Origin of the sequence: Nostoc cycadae WK-1 (assembly GCF_002897135.1) — a bacterium.
In the GTDB taxonomy this organism is placed as follows: Bacteria; Cyanobacteriota; Cyanobacteriia; order Cyanobacteriales; family Nostocaceae; genus Nostoc_B.
In genome coordinates, this window is the sequence record NZ_DF978426.1 from 193,583 (window position 1) to 215,754 (window position 22,172).

General features: G+C 40.2%; 20 protein-coding genes. 14 read left to right on the top strand and 6 right to left on the bottom strand.

Annotated features, from left to right (window positions below; translation table 11 throughout):
- Positions 1-202: 202 nt before the first annotated feature.
- From NCWK1_RS10415 to NCWK1_RS10455, 9 genes are all read left to right on the top strand, one after another.
- Positions 203-2,008, top strand: a complete 1,806-nt coding sequence (locus NCWK1_RS10415) for a response regulator (protein ID WP_096575364.1) — start codon at positions 203-205, stop codon at positions 2,006-2,008.
- A 17-nt stretch (positions 2,009-2,025) separates the two neighbouring features.
- Positions 2,026-2,640 (top strand): sensor histidine kinase, encoded by a 615-nt coding sequence (locus NCWK1_RS10420; RefSeq protein ID WP_245894874.1) that lies wholly within the window; start codon positions 2,026-2,028, stop codon positions 2,638-2,640.
- Complete coding sequence (locus NCWK1_RS10425) at positions 2,637-3,014, top strand: response regulator (RefSeq protein WP_096575366.1); 378 nt, start codon at positions 2,637-2,639, stop codon at positions 3,012-3,014. The genes NCWK1_RS10420 and NCWK1_RS10425 overlap by 4 nt, the downstream gene beginning before the upstream one ends.
- 114 nt (positions 3,015-3,128) lie before the next feature.
- Positions 3,129-3,533 (top strand): response regulator, encoded by a 405-nt coding sequence (locus tag NCWK1_RS10430; RefSeq protein WP_096575368.1) that lies wholly within the window; start codon positions 3,129-3,131, stop codon positions 3,531-3,533.
- Positions 3,534-3,769: 236 nt separating this feature from the next.
- Positions 3,770-5,170, top strand: coding sequence for an AAA-like domain-containing protein (locus NCWK1_RS10435; RefSeq protein ID WP_103124759.1), 1,401 nt, complete (start codon positions 3,770-3,772; stop codon positions 5,168-5,170).
- A 500-nt stretch (positions 5,171-5,670) separates the two neighbouring features.
- A complete protein-coding gene (locus NCWK1_RS10440; RefSeq protein WP_103124664.1) occupies positions 5,671-6,318 on the top strand; it encodes a histidine phosphatase family protein in 648 nt (215 codons plus the stop codon).
- Between the two features lie 204 nt (positions 6,319-6,522).
- A complete protein-coding gene (locus NCWK1_RS10445; RefSeq protein WP_103124665.1) occupies positions 6,523-7,578 on the top strand; it encodes a glucokinase in 1,056 nt (351 codons plus the stop codon).
- A gap of 43 nt (positions 7,579-7,621) precedes the next feature.
- Positions 7,622-8,221, top strand: a complete 600-nt coding sequence (locus NCWK1_RS10450; RefSeq protein WP_103124666.1) for a hypothetical protein — start codon at positions 7,622-7,624, stop codon at positions 8,219-8,221.
- Positions 8,222-8,378: 157 nt separating this feature from the next.
- Entirely contained in the window at positions 8,379-8,732 is a 354-nt protein-coding gene (locus NCWK1_RS10455) for a DUF6464 family protein (RefSeq protein WP_103124667.1), read from the top strand.
- Between the two features lie 63 nt (positions 8,733-8,795).
- On the opposite strand, the gene fmt is transcribed toward NCWK1_RS10455, so the two are convergent.
- The gene (fmt, locus tag NCWK1_RS10460; RefSeq protein WP_103124668.1) at positions 8,796-9,791 is read right to left on the bottom strand and encodes a methionyl-tRNA formyltransferase; all 996 of its coding nucleotides are present in this window, start codon (positions 9,789-9,791) and stop codon (positions 8,796-8,798) included.
- Between the two features lie 957 nt (positions 9,792-10,748).
- On the opposite strand from fmt, the gene NCWK1_RS10465 reads away from it, so the two are divergent.
- On the top strand, positions 10,749-12,089 hold the full coding sequence (locus NCWK1_RS10465) for a hypothetical protein (RefSeq protein ID WP_103124669.1): 1,341 nt from the start codon (positions 10,749-10,751) through the stop codon (positions 12,087-12,089).
- A gap of 102 nt (positions 12,090-12,191) precedes the next feature.
- Here NCWK1_RS10465 and NCWK1_RS10470 read toward each other — a convergent pair whose 3' ends face one another.
- Both NCWK1_RS10470 and NCWK1_RS10475 read right to left on the bottom strand, forming a co-directional pair.
- Positions 12,192-12,488, bottom strand: coding sequence for a hypothetical protein (locus NCWK1_RS10470; protein WP_103124670.1), 297 nt, complete (start codon positions 12,486-12,488; stop codon positions 12,192-12,194).
- A 120-nt stretch (positions 12,489-12,608) separates the two neighbouring features.
- A complete protein-coding gene (locus NCWK1_RS10475) occupies positions 12,609-14,336 on the bottom strand; it encodes a S8 family peptidase (RefSeq protein WP_103124671.1) in 1,728 nt (575 codons plus the stop codon).
- Between the two features lie 697 nt (positions 14,337-15,033).
- Here NCWK1_RS10475 and NCWK1_RS10480 point away from each other — a divergent pair.
- The 3 genes from NCWK1_RS10480 to NCWK1_RS10490 all read left to right on the top strand — a co-directional run bounded on the left by NCWK1_RS10480 (position 15,034) and on the right by NCWK1_RS10490 (position 16,887).
- Entirely contained in the window at positions 15,034-15,558 is a 525-nt protein-coding gene (locus NCWK1_RS10480; RefSeq protein WP_187308116.1) for a hypothetical protein, read from the top strand.
- Positions 15,559-15,661: 103 nt separating this feature from the next.
- Positions 15,662-16,339, top strand: a complete 678-nt coding sequence (locus NCWK1_RS10485; protein ID WP_096575388.1) for a potassium channel family protein — start codon at positions 15,662-15,664, stop codon at positions 16,337-16,339.
- 5 nt (positions 16,340-16,344) lie between these two features.
- Entirely contained in the window at positions 16,345-16,887 is a 543-nt protein-coding gene (locus tag NCWK1_RS10490; protein ID WP_103124673.1) for a DUF3124 domain-containing protein, read from the top strand.
- 17 nt (positions 16,888-16,904) lie between these two features.
- Here NCWK1_RS10490 and NCWK1_RS10495 read toward each other — a convergent pair whose 3' ends face one another.
- Positions 16,905-18,458 carry a cation:proton antiporter gene (locus NCWK1_RS10495; protein ID WP_103124674.1) on the bottom strand — a complete coding sequence of 518 codons (1,554 nt, stop codon included), beginning with the start codon at positions 18,456-18,458 and terminating at the stop codon, positions 16,905-16,907.
- Positions 18,459-18,846: 388 nt separating this feature from the next.
- Here NCWK1_RS10495 and NCWK1_RS10500 point away from each other — a divergent pair, with 388 nt between their 5' ends.
- Complete coding sequence (locus NCWK1_RS10500; protein ID WP_103124675.1) at positions 18,847-20,304, top strand: glycoside hydrolase family 13 protein; 1,458 nt, start codon at positions 18,847-18,849, stop codon at positions 20,302-20,304.
- A 308-nt stretch (positions 20,305-20,612) separates the two neighbouring features.
- Here the strand turns inward: NCWK1_RS10500 and NCWK1_RS10505 are convergent, their stop codons facing one another.
- Together NCWK1_RS10505 and NCWK1_RS10510 are read right to left on the bottom strand one after the other, a co-directional pair.
- Entirely contained in the window at positions 20,613-21,749 is a 1,137-nt protein-coding gene (locus tag NCWK1_RS10505; protein ID WP_096575396.1) for an AI-2E family transporter, read from the bottom strand.
- Between the two features lie 85 nt (positions 21,750-21,834).
- The gene (locus NCWK1_RS10510; protein ID WP_103124676.1) at positions 21,835-22,026 is read right to left on the bottom strand and encodes a hypothetical protein; all 192 of its coding nucleotides are present in this window, start codon (positions 22,024-22,026) and stop codon (positions 21,835-21,837) included.
- Positions 22,027-22,172 lie beyond the last annotated feature (146 nt).

Here is a 22,172-nt window from a genome sequence, read left to right on the forward strand (position 1 = left end):
AAAAGATACAACATCTCCATTCTGGACAATTTAGGCTTGCTTGATCAAGCAAACAGATGTATCTTAAAAAATGTCTGCTAAATAAAGTCATAGCCAAAAAATTATAAGGCACGTTTCCAGTGTGGGCTTAATTCTTTGAGGATTAAGTGTTTTTGGTTTTACTGAAATCATGTGGATAATTGATTAGTAAGTAGTAGAAGTTGTGAAAATTCTGCTGGTAGAGGACGATTTACCAACTGCGACCTTACTGAGTGAGGTTCTAAAAGCAGAGTATTATACAGTTGAACTGGCGACAGATGGTCAAAATGGATTAGCTTTAGCAACCTTGTCAAATTTTGACTTGATATTGTTAGATTTGCTGATTCCCAAACTGGACGGAATTAATCTTTGCCGACAACTTCGCGCTCAGGGGATGCAAAAACCTATTCTTTTGCTGACTGCGAAAGATCACAGTGTTGATGTGGTGAAAGGTTTGGATGCAGGTGCAGATGATTATGTCACCAAACCCTACGATATCTCAGAGTTGCTGGCTCGGATCAGAGCATTGCTGCGGCGCGGACGGACAGAACTCACGCCTAGTTTGCTGAGTTGGGAAAATCTCTGCATCAATACTGTCTCAGCAGAAGTTACCTATCAAGGACAACTTATATCTTTAAGCCCCAAGGAATATAGTTTACTAGGGCTGTTTTTGCGCCATCCACAGCGTGTATTTAGCCGCAGTGAAATTATTGATCGCCTCTGGTCAATAGATGCTTCACCCAGTGAAGGGGCTGTCACTAATTTAATTAAAGACTTACGCCAAAAACTGAAAACTGTGGGAATGTCTGCCGAATTACTGGAAACAGTTTATGGCTTGGGTTATCGGCTCAAGACTCCGCCGCAAACTAAACAGACAAACAAACTAGCAGCGATCGCTTCAATCAACAAAGCCATAGAACGCCACAAAGATACATTTATCCAACGAGTAAGTTTGCTAGAGCAGGCTGAACAAGCTTTACATAAAGGATTATTGTCGCCTGAATTACGGCAGCAAACTAGTAACGAAGCACACAAACTAGCTGGAACACTAGGCTCTTTTGGCTACGCAACAGGCTCAAAGTTCGCCCAAGCTATTGAACATTTACTAATTACGGATAAAAATTTAACTTCAAAGGATGCGGTTCAACTATCACAACTAATTGGTCAAATCAAAGAAACACTCACTCAACCTCCCAAACCCGTAACCGTTGAGCAATTTACACCGATGAAACTTCCTTTGGTGCTGGCTATCCATGATGAATCTTTTACTTACCAACTGAAAACCGAAGCTGCAAATTGGGGAATGGAGATAGAAGTAGCTGGGAATTGGGAGAGTGTTCAGCAACAAGTTTCTCAACTGCCCAAGGTGATTTTACTCTATTTAAATGAGCAAACATCGATGCCAAAGAGTTTAAAATCGCTGAATAAACTCAAACAACAGTTTCCTACTACACCAATTTTCGTCATAGCAGAGCAAGATAATCTGACACAGCGAGTCGCTGTAGCTCGTTTGGGAATTCAGGGATTTCTCACCACACCGACTACTGCTGAAGTATTTCAAGTAATTACCCAAGTATTACCCCAATCTCCAGCTAGTGCAGCCAAAGTGATGATTCTAGATGATGATCCAATGATGTTGGAAATATTGAGCAATCTTCTGCAATCGTGGGGACTACAAGTCAAAACCTTAGACAATCCCCAAAAGTTTTGGGAAGCACTTGTTTCTACAACTCCTGACTTATTGATAATTGATTTAGAAATGCCGACATATAGTGGTACTGACTTGTGTCGGGTAGTCCGACAAGATCCGCATTGGGGAAATTTGCCAATTTTAGTAGTCACTGCCCATACAGATATAAAATCAGTTCAACGAGTATTGGCAGCTGGAGCCGATGACTTTATTGGTAAACCTGTGGTCGAGACTGACTTAATCAATCGTGTCATCAGCCGGATTGATCGTTCTCGTGTACAGCAAAAACTCCAAACTTAAAAGCGGAGGATGCAAAGGTGAGGCTCTCCAATCTTTTTGGGAAAAAACAAACTCACAATCAAAAGCTGAAAATTTCCTTACGGCTGATCCTCACAGTTTCCTTTGTGATTTTAACTGGGGGAACAACAGGTTTAGTGAGTCATATATCATTGCAAAATTCTCAGCATTCAGTAAATAGCAATGTCGCAGATTTAATGCACCGAGCCGTGGAGGGATTACAATCAATCGCCCTGGCCGCTGAGATAAAAATCTTTATTAATCATACTAATGCTTGCGTTTGGGCTTCCTTCGATTTAATTATCCAAACCTTAACTAATTTATTAAGCAACGCCATCAAGTTCTCTCCCCGTAACTCAGAGATTACCTTATCTACCCAAACTCAAGCAGAATGGGTGCTTTTTGCAGTCAAAGACCAAGGTAGAGGTATTCCTGCCGATAAACTAGAAACCATATTTGAACGTTTTCAGCAAGTAGATATTTCTGATGCTCATGCTAAAGGCGGAACAGGTCTAGGCTTGGCAATTTGTCAAAGTATTATTCAACAACACAATGATAGTATTTGGGCAGAAAGTACCCTTGGCGAAGGCAGTACATTTTATTTCACTTTGCCAATATCGGTAAAAGAACTATGAGCAAACGCATTCTTGTTATCGATGATGAAGAATCACTTCGAGATCTAGCCTGCACATGCTTAGAAGATTTGGGTGGCTGGGAGACAATATCCGCCCCATCAGGTCATGAAGGACTTTTACAAGCCCAAGATGATGCTTTAGATGTAATTCTCCTTGATGTATCAATGCCTGACATGGATGGCTTTCAATTTTACAAGCAAATTAAAGCGAACCCCAAAACCCACGAAATTCCTATAATTTTGCTCACAGCTAAAGTATTACCAGATGATTACAAGCGCTTTGCCCAATTGCAAATAGCCGGCGTTATCAATAAACCATTTAATCCAATACTAATTTGTGAACAAATAGCTCAAATGCTTGACTGGAGAGAATAGTTATGGAAGTTAAGAGTAGAGAATAGAGGAATAATGACCATTGACGAATGACATTCTTATCAGTTTCTTATTTTCTTGATTTAAGCTGAATTCATTCCGTCCAGCTTTTTCAGTATGACAATCAAGACAATATTGTTAATTGATGATGAACCGACTATTCGAGAACTGGTGCAAATTTGTTTAAATGATTTGGTCGGATGGAAGGTCATAACAGCTGCTTCAGCCCAAGCAGCCCTTCAACAACTAGAGATAGAATGTCCCGATGCCATCTTACTTGATGTTGTTATGCCAGGTATGGACATTACTACATTCTTGTACAGATTTCATGAAAGACACTCAGCTAAATTAATTCCAGTAATTCTTTTGAGTGTACTTGCAGATTGGTTTACATCACAACAACTTCAGCAGCTTGGTGTAGTTGAGGCCATTGCTAAACCCTTTAATCCCTTAACTTTACCAGATCAAATCACGCGTGCTTTAGGGTGGAGTGTGCAGCCTGAATGCGAATCTGTGGTTTAAAAAATAATCAATAAAAAGTCTTATTATCTCCTACTATCTAACAGATTGTGAACTATATACAATTACTTTGCTAAATAACTCTTCACAATTAAAAAAAGTTACACAAAATAAATACTAGGTTATTAGCAATCATACACAACTAGAATAAATTGTTTCCCTCAAATTCTCGGCATAAATCAACCATCACAATTTATCTACTAGATTTTATGTACGCCAAAAATTTTGCTACAAAACCTATGAATTTACAGGAACATAAAACTAAGAGAAGAAGAGGCGTTGTACTAACTTCCACCGGGATACAACGTTTACAAGAGGCGATTATATCTTGGGAAGTTATCAAAAATCAAGGATATCGTTTAACCCTAGAAGAACTTAGCAGACAAATCAATATTTCTACTAAAACTTTGACCCGATTATGGTCTTTAAGTAAAGGTGTAGATCAAAAAACTCTTAAATTGTGCTTTAGTGCTTTTAATCTAAAATTACGAGAAGAAGATTACACAGTTTTAAATGGAGAAAACAAAACAGAAGCCTTAGACTTTTTGTCAAAATATTCATATACACCAAAAGATAATTCTTCTCAATTTTCTACTTACAAAATAGAAAACCATTGGTCATACCCAGATGGGCCGATTGCTCTAGATTCTCCTTTATATATCGACCGTCCACCAATAGAAGAAGTAGTTTATCGAGAAATTACTCGACCAGGCTGTGTAATTCGGATTCGCGCTCCTAGACAAATGGGAAAAAGTTCTCTAGTGCTTCGTCTTTTAGCTTTTGCTAACCGAAAAAGATATCGCACAGTTAATGTAAATTGCCATCAAATTGATGATCATTGTTTGACTGATTTAAATAAGCTTTTGCGTTGTCTTTGTTGGAAAATTGCCCAACAATTAGACATTGAGCCTAATCTTGATAACGAATGGGATGAAGAAATTGGTTATAAGTTAAGCTGTAGCTTTTACTTACAAAAGTATATTCTCCAACAAAGTGACAGTCCCATAGTTTTGGTGTTGAGCGATGTTGATCGCTTTTTTGACTATCCTCATATTACTCAAGAATTTTTTGCTTTGTTGCGTTCTTGGTGCGAAGAAGCACGGCAAAATCAGAATTGGCAAAAGCTGAGATTAGTAGTGGTTTACTCTACAGAACAATATATCTCTCTAGATATTAATCGTTCACCATTTAATATTGGCTTACCAATCCGTTTAAACGAATTTACTCAAACACAGGTAGAAGATTTAGCCAGAAAATACGAGTTAGACTGGAGTCCTGGTCAAGAATCTGCTCAATTGATGTCTCTGGTTGGTGGTCATCCGGCTTTGATTCAATTAGCCTTGTATCATCTGGCCTCTTGTACTCTCACTCTCCCAGATTTGATTAGAGAGGCGATCGCTAATGGTGGTATCTATCGTCATCACCTATGGCGACACTGGATTAAACTGCAAAGCAATCCTCATTTAGTCAAAACATATACTGAACTTGTAACACAACCAGGAAGCTTGACGCTTGATCCTGTCGATGCTTATAAACTCGAAAGTTTAGGATTGATTTGTTTTGAGGGCGATCGCATCCTACCTCGTTGCGAACTCTATCGCACTTATTTTAAAAAACAACTATATACAACAATGGTTTAACCTAGTACGGGTATAGGATTTCTTACCAGTTTTAAGGTCGGTTCCTCAGAAAGAAGATAGTCAGAGATGATTTATAAAGTAAAAATGAAATTCCTCATATTTACTTTATAAATGGTCTCTAATTGACCACAAACGATGGAGATAGGTGCGATCGTTTAACTTTTGGCTGTGCAATATTCATTCAGCAGCATCAAGAGAAAAAATAAAAACAGCTAAGGAGTCTTAGCTGTTCCGGCTGAAAGGTTCTATTATTTGCAGGTTAATAGATGCTGAGATGCAATGCCCTCTCTCGCCGGAGGTATTAATTTTATCTGTCTGGATGTAGTTGGCTATTGATCAATGTTAAGCGGAAGTAGTATATCAATAGTAGTAATCTATACTTAGTATAATATTTAACTATTACAAAACATTACAAAATTTGTCATAATATTGGGTTTGCAACCGTCTTTTAGCACTCCTATTTTTCTATAGGTGTGAACTTTATTTGCCGTAAAAAACCCATGAGTCAAATAGTCTGGATCGCAAGACACGCCAACCGCCTCGACTTTGTAAATCCTGATTGGTTCCTCACCGCCGAACGACGCTACGATCCGCCTTTATCTGATGATGGTTTCGTGCAGGCAAAACAATTAGCCCAACGTTTGAAAACCGAGAAAATTACCCATATTTTTGCTTCTCCCTTTTTACGAACGGTGCAAACAGCCAATGCTGTGGCTGAAACCTTGGATTTATCCATCAAATTAGAAACAGGCTTGAGCGAATGGCTAAATCCTGAATGGATGACAGAAGAACCAGAAAGACTTTCTGTTCTAGCGTTAAAAGAACTATTTCCCCGGATTGATCCTAGCTACACACCGCGTATTGCGGCCAAATACCCCGAAACACATGAGCAAGTACGCGCACGTTCAGGACAAACTGCTAGATGTCTAGCAGCAGAATTCTTTCCAGAGCATATATTACTGGTAGCACACGGTGCTTCTGTGCTAGGAGCGGCAATGGGGTTAGTTGGTGAGGTTGCCAAAACTGAAGTTAAAGCTTCCTTATGTTCTTTAGTCAAGGTTGTGCTTCAAGGCCCAGAATGGTTGCTAGAACTAAAGGGGGATACTGCTCATTTAAATCAAGTAGAAGAAGTGATCCGATTTGCGTAAATTCCTCAACAAGGCAGAAGACTAGAGTTACATATCAAGAAAAGATTAAATATTAATCTAGTCTTACCCAGATTTCTGCCTCAATCTTGAATTGACTTGATCAAGACTTACGCAGGGATACACAATAGTTTAGGGTGAAATAGCACATTTTTCTACGTAATTTCTATTGACAAAAACCACAACTAAATTACTCAGTATTGATTTATGACTTTGTTATTAGCAGGAGATATCGGCGGCACAAAAACCATTTTGCGATTGGTGAAAACCTCGGATACACAAGGTTTACAGACTATTTATGAGGACAGTTATCGCAGTGGGGATTTTCCTGATTTAGTGCCGATAGTACAGCAGTTTTTACTCAAAGCAAATACAGGAACTCCCCAAAAAGCTTGTTTTGCGATCGCTGGGCCAGTAGTCAATAACACAGCGAAATTAACTAACCTCGCATGGTATTTAGATACCGAACGTCTGCAACAAGAATTGGGTATTGCGGCAATTTCGCTGATTAATGACTTTGCCGCTGTTGGTTATGGTATTTTCGGTTTAAGTACAGAAGATTTACTGACTTTACAACCAGGGAAACAAAAACCAGCAGCACCCATCGCTGTAATTGGTGCAGGTACTGGCTTAGGACAAGGCTTTTTGATGAAGCAGGGAGATCATTATCAAGTTTTTCCCTCCGAAGGTGGTCACGCCGACTTTGCCCCTCGCAACGAGTTAGAATTTCAACTGATGAAATATTTGCTGGATAAACATGATATCCAGCGTGTGTCTGTAGAACGTGTTGTTTCTGGTTTGGGTATTGTGGCGATTTACCAATTTTTGCGCGACCGCGCAGAGCGCGGCACCCTGGCGGGTGAACGCAAACATGCAACTGAATCTCCAGAAATTGCCCAAGCTGTGAGAACCTGGGAACAAGAAGCCGGACAGCCAGAGAAAAGCATCGATCCTGGTGCTGTGATTGGTAAAGCCGCAGTGCAGAAAAGCGATCGCCTCTCGGAACAAACTCTACAACTATTTGTTGATGCTTACGGTGCAGAAGCCGGAAATCTCGCCTTGAAACTTTTACCTTACGGTGGCTTGTACATCGCTGGTGGAATTGCACCGAAAATTCTACCTTTAATTCAACACGGTAATTTCTTATTGAACTTTACTCAAAAAGGCCGAATGCGTTCTCTTTTAGAAGAAGTACCAGTATATATTATTCTCAACACCCAAGTAGGATTAATAGGTGCAGCGTTGTGTGCAGCGAGGTTATAACAGTAACATCATCAGTGATATCTGCATCAGCAAAGCTAAAACTATGACATTCAAAAAATTGTTACCATTCATAGCTGCCACACTTGTTTGTGGTAGCTGTTTTATTGTGGAAGCACGCCAACCCCAGCAACCAGCAACTCAAAAGCCAGAAACTGCGGCGCAACCAGTCCAACCAAAATGGAAGTTATTTCGTGCGCCTGATGGACGTTTTACAGTATTAATGCCAGGAACACCTAGTAAAGAAACCCAAATCCAAAAAACTTATATGGGGGAAATTGACTTAGAAATCTTCTTTGCTCAACCACCAAAGCAGCAAGTTGCGTACGTAGTTGTTTATAATGAGTTTCCCCACAGTTATGGTACATTGACCAATCCCCAAACCATATTAGAGCAAGCACAGGCTATGGTTTTAAAAACTACGAAAAGTAATTTAATTCGTCAGCGCAATATTCGTAGTTCCAATGGTCATCCCGGCAAAGAAATTGAGTTTGTGAATGCTGGAGGTAAAATTACCAGAAGTCGGATGTACGTTGCAGAAGGTAGACTTTATCAAGTTATGGCGATTACCACGAAAAAGCAACAACAAACTCTCAGCAAAACTATTACAGGTTATTTGAATTCCTTCCAAGTCGTTTTGAGATAGCGAAATTATCTATCGCCTTGGATTTTAAGTCTGAGGCGATCGCTTTACCTCAATCGCTCACAGAAAAAGTTAATCATTAATTATAATCGAAGTCAGATAAGCAAGCGTAGGCTCCTGCGATACTATTTTTATAATGTAAACCACATCACATAAATTTATGGAGCCAGAGTCTCTACCAACCGAGGTGATACTGACGCACCCGCGTCAGTCCCTCGGTAAAGTGCAACTTGACTGGACACCCCAACCGGGAAACTATCTTGATTTTCAAGGTAAAACCTACGCTGTACTAGAGCGTCGCCATCGATATCAATTTAAATATGGGCGTTATCGACTTTATAATATAGCCCTCTACGTGCAGTTTGCTCAAAGACCAGCCGAAAAAACTTTGGTAGATGGCCGTTGGGTAGTTGGTGATGCAACTTGTATTTATAACGCTAAGTCAGAAATTGTGCGCTGTGCAGTCAACCCCCACGGCCCTTGCCAGGATTGTCGCTACTATGAAAAAGTATGAAGTGTGTAGACCCGCAGGGGCTTGCCGAAGGCTAGTATGAAGTCTGAAACTTTGTACTTCATATTATTTCAAAACTTCGCCTATTTTTAAACGCGTCCCATTGACAAAATCCCATCCCGACTGAGGACGTTTACCAGCTAACTGAACCTCCCGTAGTAATAATAAACCTGCTCCCGTTTGGGCGATCGCTCCTATTCCCTTGGTAATGCTTACTATTTCTCCTGGACTACCAGATGTATTGGATAAATCAGGCAATTTTTGACATATTTTTGCTAATTCTGGTGGTATTTCTTCAGCGTAAGCAGAACCAAGGGGAAGGGTGGCTGTAATTTTGAGAGTCTGGTTCCGAAACGTTGTGTAGCAGTTAGGATAGAAACCCCGAATTTGATTGTGTAATTGTATAGCGCTCTTTGACCAATTTAACTCGTAATCTTGCTTTTGTATCAAAGGTGCATAAGTAGCTTCTGCGTTATTTTGCGGAACTGGTTGAATTTCTTGCAACTTCAGTTTTAACAAAGTTTCTATTAATAAATCTCCACCAATTGTCGCTAATCTCTCGGCTAAATTATCAGCATTATCTAACAAGCTAATAGGTGTGGTTGCTTTCAGTAACATATCACCTGTATCCATACCGACATCCATTAACATTGTGGTAATTCCTGTTTCTGCTTCACCATTACATACAGACCACTGAATCGGAGCCGCACCGCGATACTTGGGTAAAATTGAGCCATGCACATTAATGCAACCCAATTTAGGCATCTTCAAGATTTTTTTCGACAAAATCTGTCCATAAGCTACCACAACAAACACATCAGCTGCTGTTTGTTGCAACTGGGTTAAAGTTTCACTATCTTTTTTGACTCGCTCTGGTTGCCACACTGGCAAATTATGATTGAGAGCAAGTGTTTTTACAGGTGAAGGAGTAAGTTTGTTTCCACGTTCTCGACGTTTATCCGGTTGAGTAACTACTGCCAAAATTTCAAATTCTGGATGATTCAGTAATTTTTCTAGAGTAGGAATAGCAAATTCAGGAGTGCCAAAAAATACAACTTTCATTAATCAATAATCAATATTTAATAGTCAATAGGTAATAATTACTGAGATACTTATTATTATCCTCCTTATTCCCTATTTTCTCTATAAAGTTGGCGAAACGAAGTTTTATTGATAAACTAAAAATAATTTAACCCAATATGTTGATAAATTGATATCAACTTGACACTTTATTTAGTAGGCTGATTCAGCTAGAGACAAAAAAAGCGCTTTGTGAGGTTTACCAAAGCAAAGTAGCTAGTCGGTTTTTCCTAAAATGCAGTTACAAGTCTAGCTGCACTTTTCCAATTGTTACAGTTAGATATTAATTTACTCCCAGGGGTGGATACTAACTCGGTTTTTCGAGTATTATATGTTGTGCGTCAGCTTTCCCAGCTTTTAAAGTAACGCCTCACTCACTTTCAACGTTACCGGGGTCTGCACTGTTGTAGCAGGGATCATGGGAGCCTCCTGCGGCTTGGCAGTTGCTAAAGTCTATCCCAACAGTTCAGCTATTTGCTCTACCTGTAGGCTGCTAGTACAAAAAGGCTGAAGTCTGAAATAAAGAAACCTATATAGTGAGCTTTTGAGCAAATTATAATTGGTGCTTTATTGCCGCCAATCTGTACTAGTATTTGTAGCCAACATCATGCGCCTTATGCTTCTTAATTAATTATCAGTTTTCTGGTGTGGTTAATGATGGGTGAAAGGCGTAAAATTTGAGTTTATGCAGTAATTTTGCGATTAATCTGCATTAGCTTTGTATTGGCAAAACTTTCGTAAATAAATAGTATTTATTCAGCAAAAGGTGTAGCTAATGATAATCAATTTATGTGACGCAATGCAAATTTAAAAAAATTATTGCTCACAACTCGTTAAAACCATGAGTTTATTGTTATACCTGTAGTCATCACCTTTTTTCTTGCTACATAGACATCGATTGCTCCTCACACAGCACCCGCACTTCTAGAGAGTCCACACATGCTCAAACCCCTCTTGCTGTCAGGATGGTTCCGTGTGCAACCATTTCTTAATTCTGTTGTTGTAGTGATGCTGATTGCTCCTTTAATTGCTGCATCAGGTCACTCTACCTCTGCTAAACAATCAAAAGTAGTAGCTAAAATTACTCCTGATGCGGGAGAATCTGAAGCTGTACCTCAAGAGACGGCTAATTTTGGTGAGCCTGATTTAGCAGGAATGTTTCAAGATGCTCCGCACAACTCCAGCACCGGAGAATCTACTTCATTTTCACAGAAATTGGCTGTAGTTGGGGAACAGCCAATGATACAAGCACAAAAAATCGAGTCTTTAGTAGTAGCAGATTATGCAATCAAAAATGGCTCTCATACAAGCGGTGATATAACTACTACTGATCCTTTAGCAGCAGTAGAATTGGCTCCAATTCCCAACATCAACGTCAATGATCTGAAGTTAGCGACAAAATTACAAGCCGCTGAGATTGAGTCGTTAAGGCAAGAAGATTATTTTGCATCTGCAAAAAATGCTCTTGTCGGCTCATCAGCATTAAATCGCATTCCAGGGGTTGTACCAATGCCCCAAGAGTCAGAATCAGAATCTACCACTGATGAACCCGCAATGGAATTCCCTAGCGATGAGCAAGCAGAACAAGTAGATCCTATTGGTAGTCCCCATCCAATTCCTTGGAAATGGATTGTGGCAAATCAAGAAGCAATTGGCGCAAAAGGTAATAGTGGGGTGCGCTATTACCGGAGTTTACCCGTGGTTTCTCCTGATGGTAAGTATGCTGTTTACAGCCGGGTGCAAATGGAGGTTAAACCGGAAATGTATAACAGCCGTGTTAGCAGTACGATGTTTGTTGAAGATAGACAAACTAAGAAATTGCGGGTAATGGCTTCAACTTCGCAAGTCAAAGATCCGTTATTACATAGTAATGTTGCACCACCAGAACAGATCCAAGAAAATGGCAAAATTGGGGTATTGGTTCCTGTTAGCTGGTCAGAAAAAAGCGATCGCTTTTTAGCACGTAAATTTGAGGGTGTATTCAATACAGGCGACGCAACCGATCGTGCAGTTATCTGGGATCGACAAAAAAATCACACTAACACTGTTGCTCCATCTCGCCAGGAAGAAGAGCATGAAAAAATTGCGGTGTTACTAGGTTGGAGTAAAAACCAACCAGATCACGTACTGTTCCGCGAAGGAGAAATGGGTGAAGAAGAATGGCCTCTGGTAAAAGTTGCTACTGATGGTAAAACAGTAAATACAACAGATGCTGATCAGCCTGTAACTTTTGGTGATCAGACAGAAGTGTGGTCAGGGCCACAAGTTGCGACTCGATAATTGCTAAAGTATATTAAAAATAATATCTATTCCCGTTATTAACTGTAGTAATAACGGGAAATTTTTTTGAATAGCGATGTAACTATAAGCTTGATTAACTTGTCAAATTTTGAAACTTTGCATTCTTTTTCCATTATTCAGCAACCCTAACTTTTGGGAGAGTTGTAAAGATTTTACCCAAGTTTGTTCTGATAGCTGGGAAATTGCATTTGCTGATAAGGTGGCAGTAAAAGTATCTTTATCACTAGTAACATCACTAACATCAAAACTTTGTAAAATTGCGATCGCCGCCTCGGAAATTGGTTCAGTATGGATAAATACCGTTAAACTTGGCGTGGCTGGATCTTGAACATCATTAAGTGCCATCGCCAGTGCTGCGCCTAGCTTTTGATAGTTCATAAGTATTTCCTTAGTAAAAGGGTAGGCAAGTTGGAAACTGGCCTAACATTAAGCTATCAAATTTTTAAGTTTTGATTACCTACCCTTATACAGACGTAATACACCAATTTATACGTCTTATTACAGATTCTCTGTATTAATCAAGCCATAACCCCATTTATGATCAAAGGTTCCAGATGGTTTACCTGGAATTGAACTGTTTTTGCGGAATAGCTCTTTGATGGCTTGGGGATCTAAGTTGCGATCGCGCTGCAATAATAATGCTACCAATCCTGTAACAAAAGGTGTCGCCATACTAGTGCCAGCCATCGCCAAAAACTTAGAATTAATCGTCATCGAACGGTCAGCATTGGCATTAGAAGACAGAGCAGACACAATCATTGCTCCAGGTGCAGCAACATCCGGTTTTTGGGCATCATTACGTAACGGCCCTTCACTACTGAATTCAGAAATGCAGTTGGGTTCTAAACCCATTTCTCGCACTTGGTTATCAATATCTGTGTACTTAACTTTGGTGGTATAGGCAGCAACAGTAATTGCACTGTCAGCACATCCTGGCGCACCAATTTTAAGGGAATCTTTAACACTAGTACCCGTAAAAAACACTGAGGAAGTATCATCTAATGTCCATACATCTAAGCGGGTATCATTAGAAGATGTGTTACGGACTCTTAGCTGCCAAATACCTCCCATCACTGGCGAGGGGCCATTTCCGCGAATCTGGACAAAGAAATTATAGTCGCCGTTGGACGCATCTGGGCCGGGCGTGACAATTTGCACCCTTGCATCGGGGAGTTGATGATCTACGGTTGGGTTCCCGTTAGGAATAATTTTTTGGAAAGGAGTGACAAAACCGTTAGGACTGCGTAAGGAAACTTCTAATTGGCTGTCTTTGGAATACCAAGCATTCAACCAGACAATACCGACTTGATTTAAAGGCACATTAAACCGCATTCCTTTCATTCGTCCACTGGTTATGGTAGCTTGACCATGAATATTGTCGTTGCCTTCGTTACCAGCTGCACAGCAAACAATTCTACCAGGGCCAGTTTCTGCGTCAATCACTTTAGAAAGGGAGTCGCTACCATCGTGAGCATCCGCGTGTCCACCTAAACTGAGATTGACTACTGCTGGCCGTCCTAACTCACCAGCTACTCGAAAAACGTAGCGGATAGCATCAGCAATGTGAGCATCCTGTAAGTCAGATTTGACAATTACTAATTCTGCGTCTGGTGCGACACCACCGTAAGTAACATCAGCACCAGACGCGATACCTGCAACATGAGTACCATGACCCTCAGTATCTTGGGAAACAGTGAGTAAGGCATCTGTTAATTCCGCACCATAACCACCTTCTTTAACTCCTGGCCCCGGTAGGGTTTGATCCCATAACCGTAAAATCCGCCCAGCAAAAGCAGGATGTTTTGGGTCAATCCCACTGTCAACCACACCGATAATTACACCCTTGCCACTTAGTCCAGTTTTGTTCTTAAATTCTGGTAATTTTACGGCTTGGGGTGCAACATCCATCCGCAGTTTGAGCTTACGCGATGGTTTAATCCGCTGGATGGATGGTTCTTCTGATAAAGCATCTAAACTTTCAATGGGGAGGAAAGCTGTACGCACATGGCCTGCATTTTGATTAACTTCTATGCCATATTGTGCCAAGTGGCTTAAATCTGCGTCATCGTCACAGTAGATAAACACCAGGCTTTTGGTAGGCTTGACAATACTTTTAGGTGCCATGATCCCAAGCGATCGCTTGTGTGTCATCAAAGCTGGTAGCCCTTCATGTTGATAATCTTCCACTGCCAACAGCAGCCCAGGAGAAAGTTTTTCGTGTCTCATTGTGGTTTTAACCTCTATTCTTGGGAAAACAGTAATTTTTTCAGTAAGAGAATTCACCCTAAATTAGGAAAATTTAGGTGATGTTTGCTGCTTTATTTCTGGAGAATTTATGGTTATCTATGGTTTTACTAGATAGCCATAAATCAGTTTATGAATGAATCAATAACTCATAAATTTTAATGCTAAAATTTTCATTTCTCACTAATTTTCATGAATTATTTCTCTCCTCATTTGATGTTGTTGTAACTTCTGAAATATCCTAGCGTCAACAAATATAGTAGAGATGATTAGTTGAATTACTTGGTCATGAGTGTCTAAATTAAATGTTTCTTTTAGAAGTGCTTTTTAGTAATTCAGTGACAGTCCCGATGATTACGGAAAAGTTATAAATTTGCTCGTTTTGGGAAGATACATCTTTTGGCGATGAATAGGTAAAGGTAAGAGTTTATTTTATGTAATTCCTAAATGTTATAACTAAACATCAAGAATTATAAAGCCAAAAGTTCGTAGTAATTAATACAAAATTGTTGGTAAGTAACTCGTAGAGCAAGTTATGTAAAGTCAGCTTTTCATCCTATCAAGCGTCAACAATTTATCTATAGATAGTCATTTTCTCGTCATATTTGTTGCTAAGACTAAAAACAAATCCAGCAAAGATTAAAGCTTTGTTGACTCATTCATGTTTTTGGCAGGCAAAATGGCTTCAGGTAAACTCCAGCACGCTATTGGCATATTTGGCGATCGCAAAATTGTACTACAAGCGATCGCCGAATTAAAAAATACTGGCTTTTCGATGAATAAAATTTCTGTAATTACTCGCCAGCCTGAACTTGACGATAATCATCCCAGAGCAAATAATATCACTCAATCAGAAGGGGCGGCTATAGGTGCATTAGCAACTGCGAGAACAGCCGGGTTACTTACCTTAGTTGCAGGTTTTGGGATTTTGCTGATTCCTGGGTTTGGCCCAGCCCTGGCTGTTGAGTCTGCCTTAGCCACACTTTTAGGGAGTGGCGCTAGTGCAGCAGCGGGCGGAATCATTGGTGCGCTGCGGGGTTGGTTTCTGCCGGAAGAAGCAGCGCAACTTTATCATGACCAAGTATTTCAGGGCAATTATTTAGTAACCATAGAAGGCACAGAAGCAGATATTCTTCATGCTGAACCAATTTTGCAACGTTGGGGTATTCAGGAATGGCGTGTTGTTGATGTGCCTCAAAGTTGAAAGAGTAAGTACCAAAGTATTTCTCCCAATATCCAACAAGCTCGTCAAATTCACTTTATTGTTAACCTGTAAAGGAAAAAGTTTTTGAGTATCAGGAGTAGCCATGTACGTGCTAGTTGGTGGAGCAGGCTTAGTAGGGCTTTCTTTAGCTCAAAAATTGGTAGAACTAGGACATACTGTTGCCGTCATTGATATAGAGCCTACAGCTTGTCGCTATGCCCGTGAACAAGTGGGAGCAATGGCGTTTGAAGGCAGTGCTGTGAGTACAGAAGTGTTGTTAGAAGCGGGAATTCGTAAAGCCGATGCCTTAGTAGCAGTCCTGAGAAGTGATGCGTTGAACTTAGCAATGGTAACTCTTGCCAAACACTACGGTGTGACGCACATTTTAAGTCGCTTGCGCCATTCTGATTTTGCAGAACCACTGCGTTTAGCAGGAGCCAACCATGTAATTAGCACCGTTGAACTATCCGTTTCCACAATGGTAAATGCCATTGAATATCCGCAAGTAGAATCAATGATGCACTTTGAGCAAGGACAGATTGAAGTTTTAAAACTGGCGATTCCCAATAATTGTTATGTAGTGAATCGCAGCCTAGCTGAAATAGCACAAGATGCTCGATTTCCTAGTGGCTCTCTGATTATTGGCTATCAACCTCATCCCCACGAAGATTTGATGATTCCGAATGGTAGTACAGTTCTAGAACCAGGTTCGACTGTCTTGATTGCGACTAAGCCAGGAAGTGTACATCAAGTCATTGATTTTATCGAGGGTTGTAAGTAATTTGCATGAAGTTTTATTTACAGATTATTTTAGCGATCGCAGTTATTTTTCTCACGGCTTGTCAAACATCAGAAAATTCTCTTAAGTCACAAATTAAGCCAACTCCGAGTGGTCAGGCTCATAAAGTTGTGACTTTAGATCAGAATTTTAAAATAGCAATGGGTCAAACTATTTATGTTCCTATTTATTCTGAGATATATCATCACAATCGCCAAGAAATTTTTAATTTAGCAGCTACCTTGAGTATTAGGAATACAGATGTGGCTAATCCTATAATTATTACTTCTGTGCGTTATTACGACTCCAACGGTAAATTAATTGAGCAATATTTAGAAAAGCCAATTCAACTAGATGCACTCGCCTCTACAGAATTTTTTGTGAATCGCAATGATAGCCGGGGTGGTGTCGGGGCAAATTTTATTGTTGAGTGGGTATCATCAACAGCAATATCTGAACCGATAGTTGAAGCAGTGATGATTGGCACTGATTTTCAGCAAGGAATATCGTTTATTAGTCCGGGAAAAGTGATAAAAATGTACAAAAAATAAGCAGTATTCAAAAGCTATCAATCATCATCAAGTTGCAGCATTTGTTCATCAAGAGATTGTATCCGTCCCCGGACAATTTCTTCCGAAAGAATTCGCTTACGCAGCGCTTCGTTGAGAACTCCCTTTTCGGCTAACAGCAAGCGACGACGAATAGCATCTAATTTGCTTAAATCATGATTTTTCGCATCTGAATTATCAACGCGGCGATTATATAAGTCTCTCAGTGATTTTTCTGCCCCAGCCACTCGGACTTGATAAACCGATCGCATTTCTTCGTATACTGATTTTGGCAATACTCCTGATTTCAATAAGCTATCTAATTCTTCCTGTGCGGCTTTACCTGTCATCAGTTGCGCTTGTAATTCTTCAACTTGCTGCTGCGTCTCGGAGAATTTCGATAATTTTAAGCGTTTGACTAGCCAAGGTAGGCTTAAACCTTGTCCGACTAACGAAACCAGCACACTGCCAAAAACTAACGCAATCAAAACATCTCTACCTGGTAAAGTAGTTGGTAAGCTCAACGCCAAAGCCATTGAGAGAGAGCCTTTAATGTTGCCTAAAAAAAGTAAATGTTGCCAACGCAGAGGAATCGGGCGATCGAACCACCGAACTGTTGCTAGTAGTGGATAAACTGTTAGTATTCGTCCTGCTTGATAAGCTAAAACTGCCAGTAACACAGCAGGTAAAGTTTTCCAGAACGTTACCAAGTTGATTTCTAGACCAATCAGCAGAAAAATAAAAGTATTAACCGTAAAACTGGCATATTCCCAAAAACTCAACAAAGTGATGCGACTAGAAGCCGAAGTATTGCGCGAAAGTCCCAAATTACCAAAAATTAATCCAGCTACAACTACCGCCACAGCACCAGATACACCGATAAACTGTCCAACCTGAAAAGTTCCGAGTGCGACTGCAACCGTTAGCAAAAGACTACTCAGAGGATCATCCAAACGGGCGAATACAGGTATGCTTAAGTAACCTAAGACTAAACCGACAATGCAACCACCTACAGCAATAAATAGCAATTGCTGAATTCCCTCTATTAACGTCAGTGAACCTGTAGAATATACTTGCAAAATCAGGTTGAATGAAACTAAAGCAGCTGCATCATTAAATAAAGTTTCGCCTTCAACAATAGTAGATAAACGAGAAGGCACAGGTATTTCCTTAAACACCGCAATCATCGAAACGGTGTCTGTATTTGCCAAAATTACGCCAACAAGTAAAGCTGGTATCCAAGTTAATACCAGCCCTAGTTTTAACATTACTGCAATAATCGCGCTGGAAACTATAGCCCCAGGCACAGCTAAAAGAGCAATTGGTTTAAACGTGCTGCGTAGGCGACTCACATCTGTATTAATACCAGCTTCAAAAATCAGAATTGGTAGAAACAGATTTAAAACTAAAGAAGGGTCTAAACCAATGCGATGAGACAATAATTCAGTGATGGGTAAACCTGCTAATACCAAACCCGTAACATAAGGAACTCGCAACCGACGGGATAGCAAGGCTACACCAGTGGCAACTAGTAAGAGAATAATAGAGATTTTAACTAATTCAGTAACATTCACAGTGAATAAGCAAAATTTATTTGAATTTCATTGATAAACGTTGCAAAAAGGTAATACAACTGTCAACTAACTTAAGAGCCTATTTATCAATTAAATATTTAGTAGGATGTGTTACGGCTATGCAAAGATTTGCTAGTTTTAAGAAAATGAGGATTAGCCTTAACGTACTGAGAGATATGGCTAGAAAGCATCCTATTGAACTGCTGTACTCGGATTCTCCACGCCTCTGCATCTTTGCGTGAGCAAACTTAGGCTAAGTAAAGCTACTATCTAAAATTTTAAATCTAAAATTAACAATTAAAATCTTTGGCATTTTTCCATCATAGGTGAGAGTCATAAATGTAGAAATATTTGCCACAATCTCTCCTGAAGATACAAATAATTACCTATGCAAATTCAAACACCAGACTGGGTTAAGCACGCTGTTTTTTACCAAATCTTTCCAGACCGCTTCGCCAGAAGCAAACAGCCGCGTAAACGGTTGCTACACGAAGCTCGTTGGGAAGATTGGGAAGCAATGCCCACACTCCAAGGTTATAAAGGCGGCGATTTGTGGGGCATTATTGAGGGATTAGACCATATCCAAGGTTTAGGAATTAACGCTATTTATTTCACGCCCATTTTTCAGTCGGCTAGTAATCACCGTTATCATACCCATGATTATTACCAAGTTGATCCGTTGTTGGGAGGAAATGAAGCGTTTAAAGAATTGTTAGAAGCAGCCCATCAACGGAATATCAAAGTAGTTTTAGATGGGGTGTTTAATCATTCAAGTCGTGGGTTTTTCTTTTTCCATGATGTTTTAGAAAATGGCCCCCATTCGCCTTGGGTAAATTGGTTTAAAATCCACGGCTGGCCGCTTTCTCCTTATAATGGTGAGTTTCCGGCTAATTATGAAGGTTGGGCGGATAATCGGGCTTTGCCAGTGTTTAATCACGACAACCCAGAAGTGAGAGAATATATCATGGAAATTGCCGAATATTGGATAAGATTCGGCATTGATGGCTGGCGGTTAGATGTGCCATTTGAAATTAAAACTCCTGGTTTTTGGCAAGAATTTCGAGAGCGAGTTAAAGCTATTAACCCCGAAGCTTATATTGTGGGTGAAGTGTGGGGAGATTCGCGTGAGTGGTTGGATGGGACACAATTTGACGGCGTAATGAATTATTTATTTGCCGGGCCGACAATTGCCTTTACCGCAGGCGATCGCGTAGTCTTAGAACAAGTTCAAAGTCGTGACTATCAACCTTATCCACCTTTATTTGCTGCTGAGTACGCCACTAAAATCCAAGAACTATTGCAACTATATCCTTGGGAAATTCAGCTAACGCAACTCAACTTACTTGCTAGTCACGATACCGCACGTTTAATGACTATTGCAGGTGGCGATAAAGCCAGCATCCAATTATCAACTTTACTTTTGCTCACCTTTCCTGGTGCGCCCAGTATTTATTATGGTGATGAAGTGGGTTTACCCGGTGCAATAGACCCCGACTCCCGACGCGGCTTTCCGTTAGAAGCGAATTGGGATCAAGAAATTTTGCAAACTCACCGCCAATTAATTGACATTCGTCAAGCTTACCAAGCTTTGCGGATAGGACATTATCAAGTTCTTTATGCCCAAGGGACACTATATGTTTTTGCCCGCACTTTAGGTACAGAAGAATTAATGATAGTCGTTAATACTGGCACAGCATCTGCTCAAGCAAACATAGATATTACTAGTTTGCAAGCTCAACCTAGCAAGCTGCTATTTGGCTACGCAGAATTTGAATGGAATAACGCAGGAGAAACTAAACAACTTTCTCTCACTGTTCCTCCCCGTACTGGGTGCATTTTGGCTTAAATACAGAAATCATATTTAATTTTTGAACAAGAATGATAGTAATACGTTTCGGTTAAGATCCCCCCGCCTGCGGCGACCCCCTTAATAAGGCAGGGCTGTTTCATTCTGAGAAGAAAAATCTGGAAGTCTTATTTTTTCGTTTGAATTTAGGTTAGTCGTAGAGGGCAGAGTCTCCCTGCCCCTCTAATACCCTGTGCTAAACTTATTTTCTCTAGAAAATGAAACAGCCCTGCCCTTAGAAAGGGGAATCTACAACCTTTTGCTACACACAGCAGGACTTTTCAAACATCCTCTAAATGTAAATCTGATTAATCTTCTTTGGATAAAGTATCCTCAACAGAAGTAGCTGAATTTTCTTCCGGCCAATCATCATGATTACTAGGAGAATTACAAACTATCACCACCTCAGCATCTTGTGAATGATGAGTTCCCCATTCATCCAATACATCTTTGATTAAAATCTCTTGTACCCAAATTTTGGCAACAACTGTTAAAGGTAAAGCTAAAAATAATCCTAAAAAGCCAAAGAAAGTCACAAAAAACAATTGAGAAATTAAGGTGACGGCGGGTAACAAGGAAACTTGCTGCGCCATGACATAAGGTGTGATGAAATTACTTTCGGTTTGTTGAATAATAAAGTAAAGAATTAAGACCGCAACAGATTTCCAAGGCGCATCTAATAAAGCGATCGCCATTGCGGGAACTAAACTTAGTGTTGGGCCAAGATTGGGTATTAAGTTTAAAAATCCTGCCAAAACAGCTAAAGCTAAAGCCGCTTTAACACCCAAAATTGATAAGCCAACCACACTCATCAATCCCACAACACCCATTGCAATTAACGCACCTGTGACCCATCCGCCTAATGAGACTTCACATTTATTTAAAATACCATCTACTCGGCGGCGATAAAAGGAGGGAAATAAGCGAATAAATACTTTGCGGTAGGCTAAGGGATCTGCTAACAGCATTCCCGTCCACACCAGCACCAACAAAACTTTCAGGACAACTTCTAAAGAACTGGAAACAAAAGCAAAAGAACTCCCCAAAACGCGATTAATAAAAGGCTGTGCTTGCTGAATCAGACTGTTGAGATCGGGAATGTAGGGAACTAACTGGCTGGGAACTCTCGTTTTCATTTCATCCAGCCAACTATTAAAGCGTTCTAAACCTTGGGGAACACGGTAAGTTAATTCATGAAATTGTTGGGCAAAAGGTGGCACAATCAATAAGAAAAAAACCACCACCGCAGCAAAAAACAGAGCAACTGAAAGGAGTACAGCAAATCCCCTTTTCATCCCCAAGTTTTGGAAGCGCTTTGCTAACCGATTTAAGGTGGTGGCTAACACCACGGCGGCAAACATGAGTAACAATACTTCTTTGATTTGCCACAATATATATAGAGAGAGAACTATGGCGATTAAGCCAATCCATTGACCAAGGTTCACAGGCTGACTCCCGGCTGTTGGTGTGATGCTTCTGGTAATGCAGTTAGGTTAGCTGATTTTAGCGACAACGCCTAGGTGATTTAAATTAAGTTTGTTTCTGGGTTTGGAATCGCCAGAATAAAGCGATCGCCATAATTATAGTAGGCAATAAAACTAAAATTAGGGCGTTTATTGCTGTCGCCGGCAGCGCCACGTTTGGCAGTACATACTTAATTAACAGCGAGATCAACGCTGATAGTACAAGTAGTTTGACAATAAAACTGAGTTGATTTTCCATAGCAGTACGGCAATTCACCTGTTTCTGTAGGGTATACCCGAATCTAGGCGCAATGGAAGACTCTCTACAATATTCATATAAATACACATGAAGGTTGAAGTCTGAAGTCTGAAATGAAGCAACCCAGGTAGTAAGCTTTTTAGGAA

Bases quoted from the DNA above. Each gene is read 5' to 3' on its own strand.
- NCWK1_RS10425 (WP_096575366.1), top strand. From the start codon at position 2,637: ATGAGCAAACGCATTCTTGTTATCGATGATGAAGAATCACTTCGAGAT.
- NCWK1_RS10430 (WP_096575368.1), top strand. From the start codon at position 3,129: ATGACAATCAAGACAATATTGTTAATTGATGATGAACCGACTATTCGA.
- NCWK1_RS10435 (WP_103124759.1), top strand. From the start codon at position 3,770: ATGAATTTACAGGAACATAAAACTAAGAGAAGAAGAGGCGTTGTACTA.
- NCWK1_RS10440 (WP_103124664.1), top strand. From the start codon at position 5,671: ATGAGTCAAATAGTCTGGATCGCAAGACACGCCAACCGCCTCGACTTT.
- NCWK1_RS10445 (WP_103124665.1), top strand. From the start codon at position 6,523: ATGACTTTGTTATTAGCAGGAGATATCGGCGGCACAAAAACCATTTTG.
- NCWK1_RS10450 (WP_103124666.1), top strand. From the start codon at position 7,622: ATGACATTCAAAAAATTGTTACCATTCATAGCTGCCACACTTGTTTGT.
- NCWK1_RS10455 (WP_103124667.1), top strand. From the start codon at position 8,379: ATGGAGCCAGAGTCTCTACCAACCGAGGTGATACTGACGCACCCGCGT.
- fmt (WP_103124668.1), bottom strand. From the start codon at position 9,791: ATGAAAGTTGTATTTTTTGGCACTCCTGAATTTGCTATTCCTACTCTA.
- NCWK1_RS10465 (WP_103124669.1), top strand. From the start codon at position 10,749: ATGCTCAAACCCCTCTTGCTGTCAGGATGGTTCCGTGTGCAACCATTT.
- NCWK1_RS10470 (WP_103124670.1), bottom strand. From the start codon at position 12,488: ATGAACTATCAAAAGCTAGGCGCAGCACTGGCGATGGCACTTAATGAT.
- NCWK1_RS10475 (WP_103124671.1), bottom strand. From the start codon at position 14,336: ATGAGACACGAAAAACTTTCTCCTGGGCTGCTGTTGGCAGTGGAAGAT.
- NCWK1_RS10480 (WP_187308116.1), top strand. From the start codon at position 15,034: ATGGCTTCAGGTAAACTCCAGCACGCTATTGGCATATTTGGCGATCGC.
- NCWK1_RS10485 (WP_096575388.1), top strand. From the start codon at position 15,662: ATGTACGTGCTAGTTGGTGGAGCAGGCTTAGTAGGGCTTTCTTTAGCT.
- NCWK1_RS10490 (WP_103124673.1), top strand. From the start codon at position 16,345: ATGAAGTTTTATTTACAGATTATTTTAGCGATCGCAGTTATTTTTCTC.
- NCWK1_RS10500 (WP_103124675.1), top strand. From the start codon at position 18,847: ATGCAAATTCAAACACCAGACTGGGTTAAGCACGCTGTTTTTTACCAA.
- NCWK1_RS10510 (WP_103124676.1), bottom strand. From the start codon at position 22,026: ATGGAAAATCAACTCAGTTTTATTGTCAAACTACTTGTACTATCAGCG.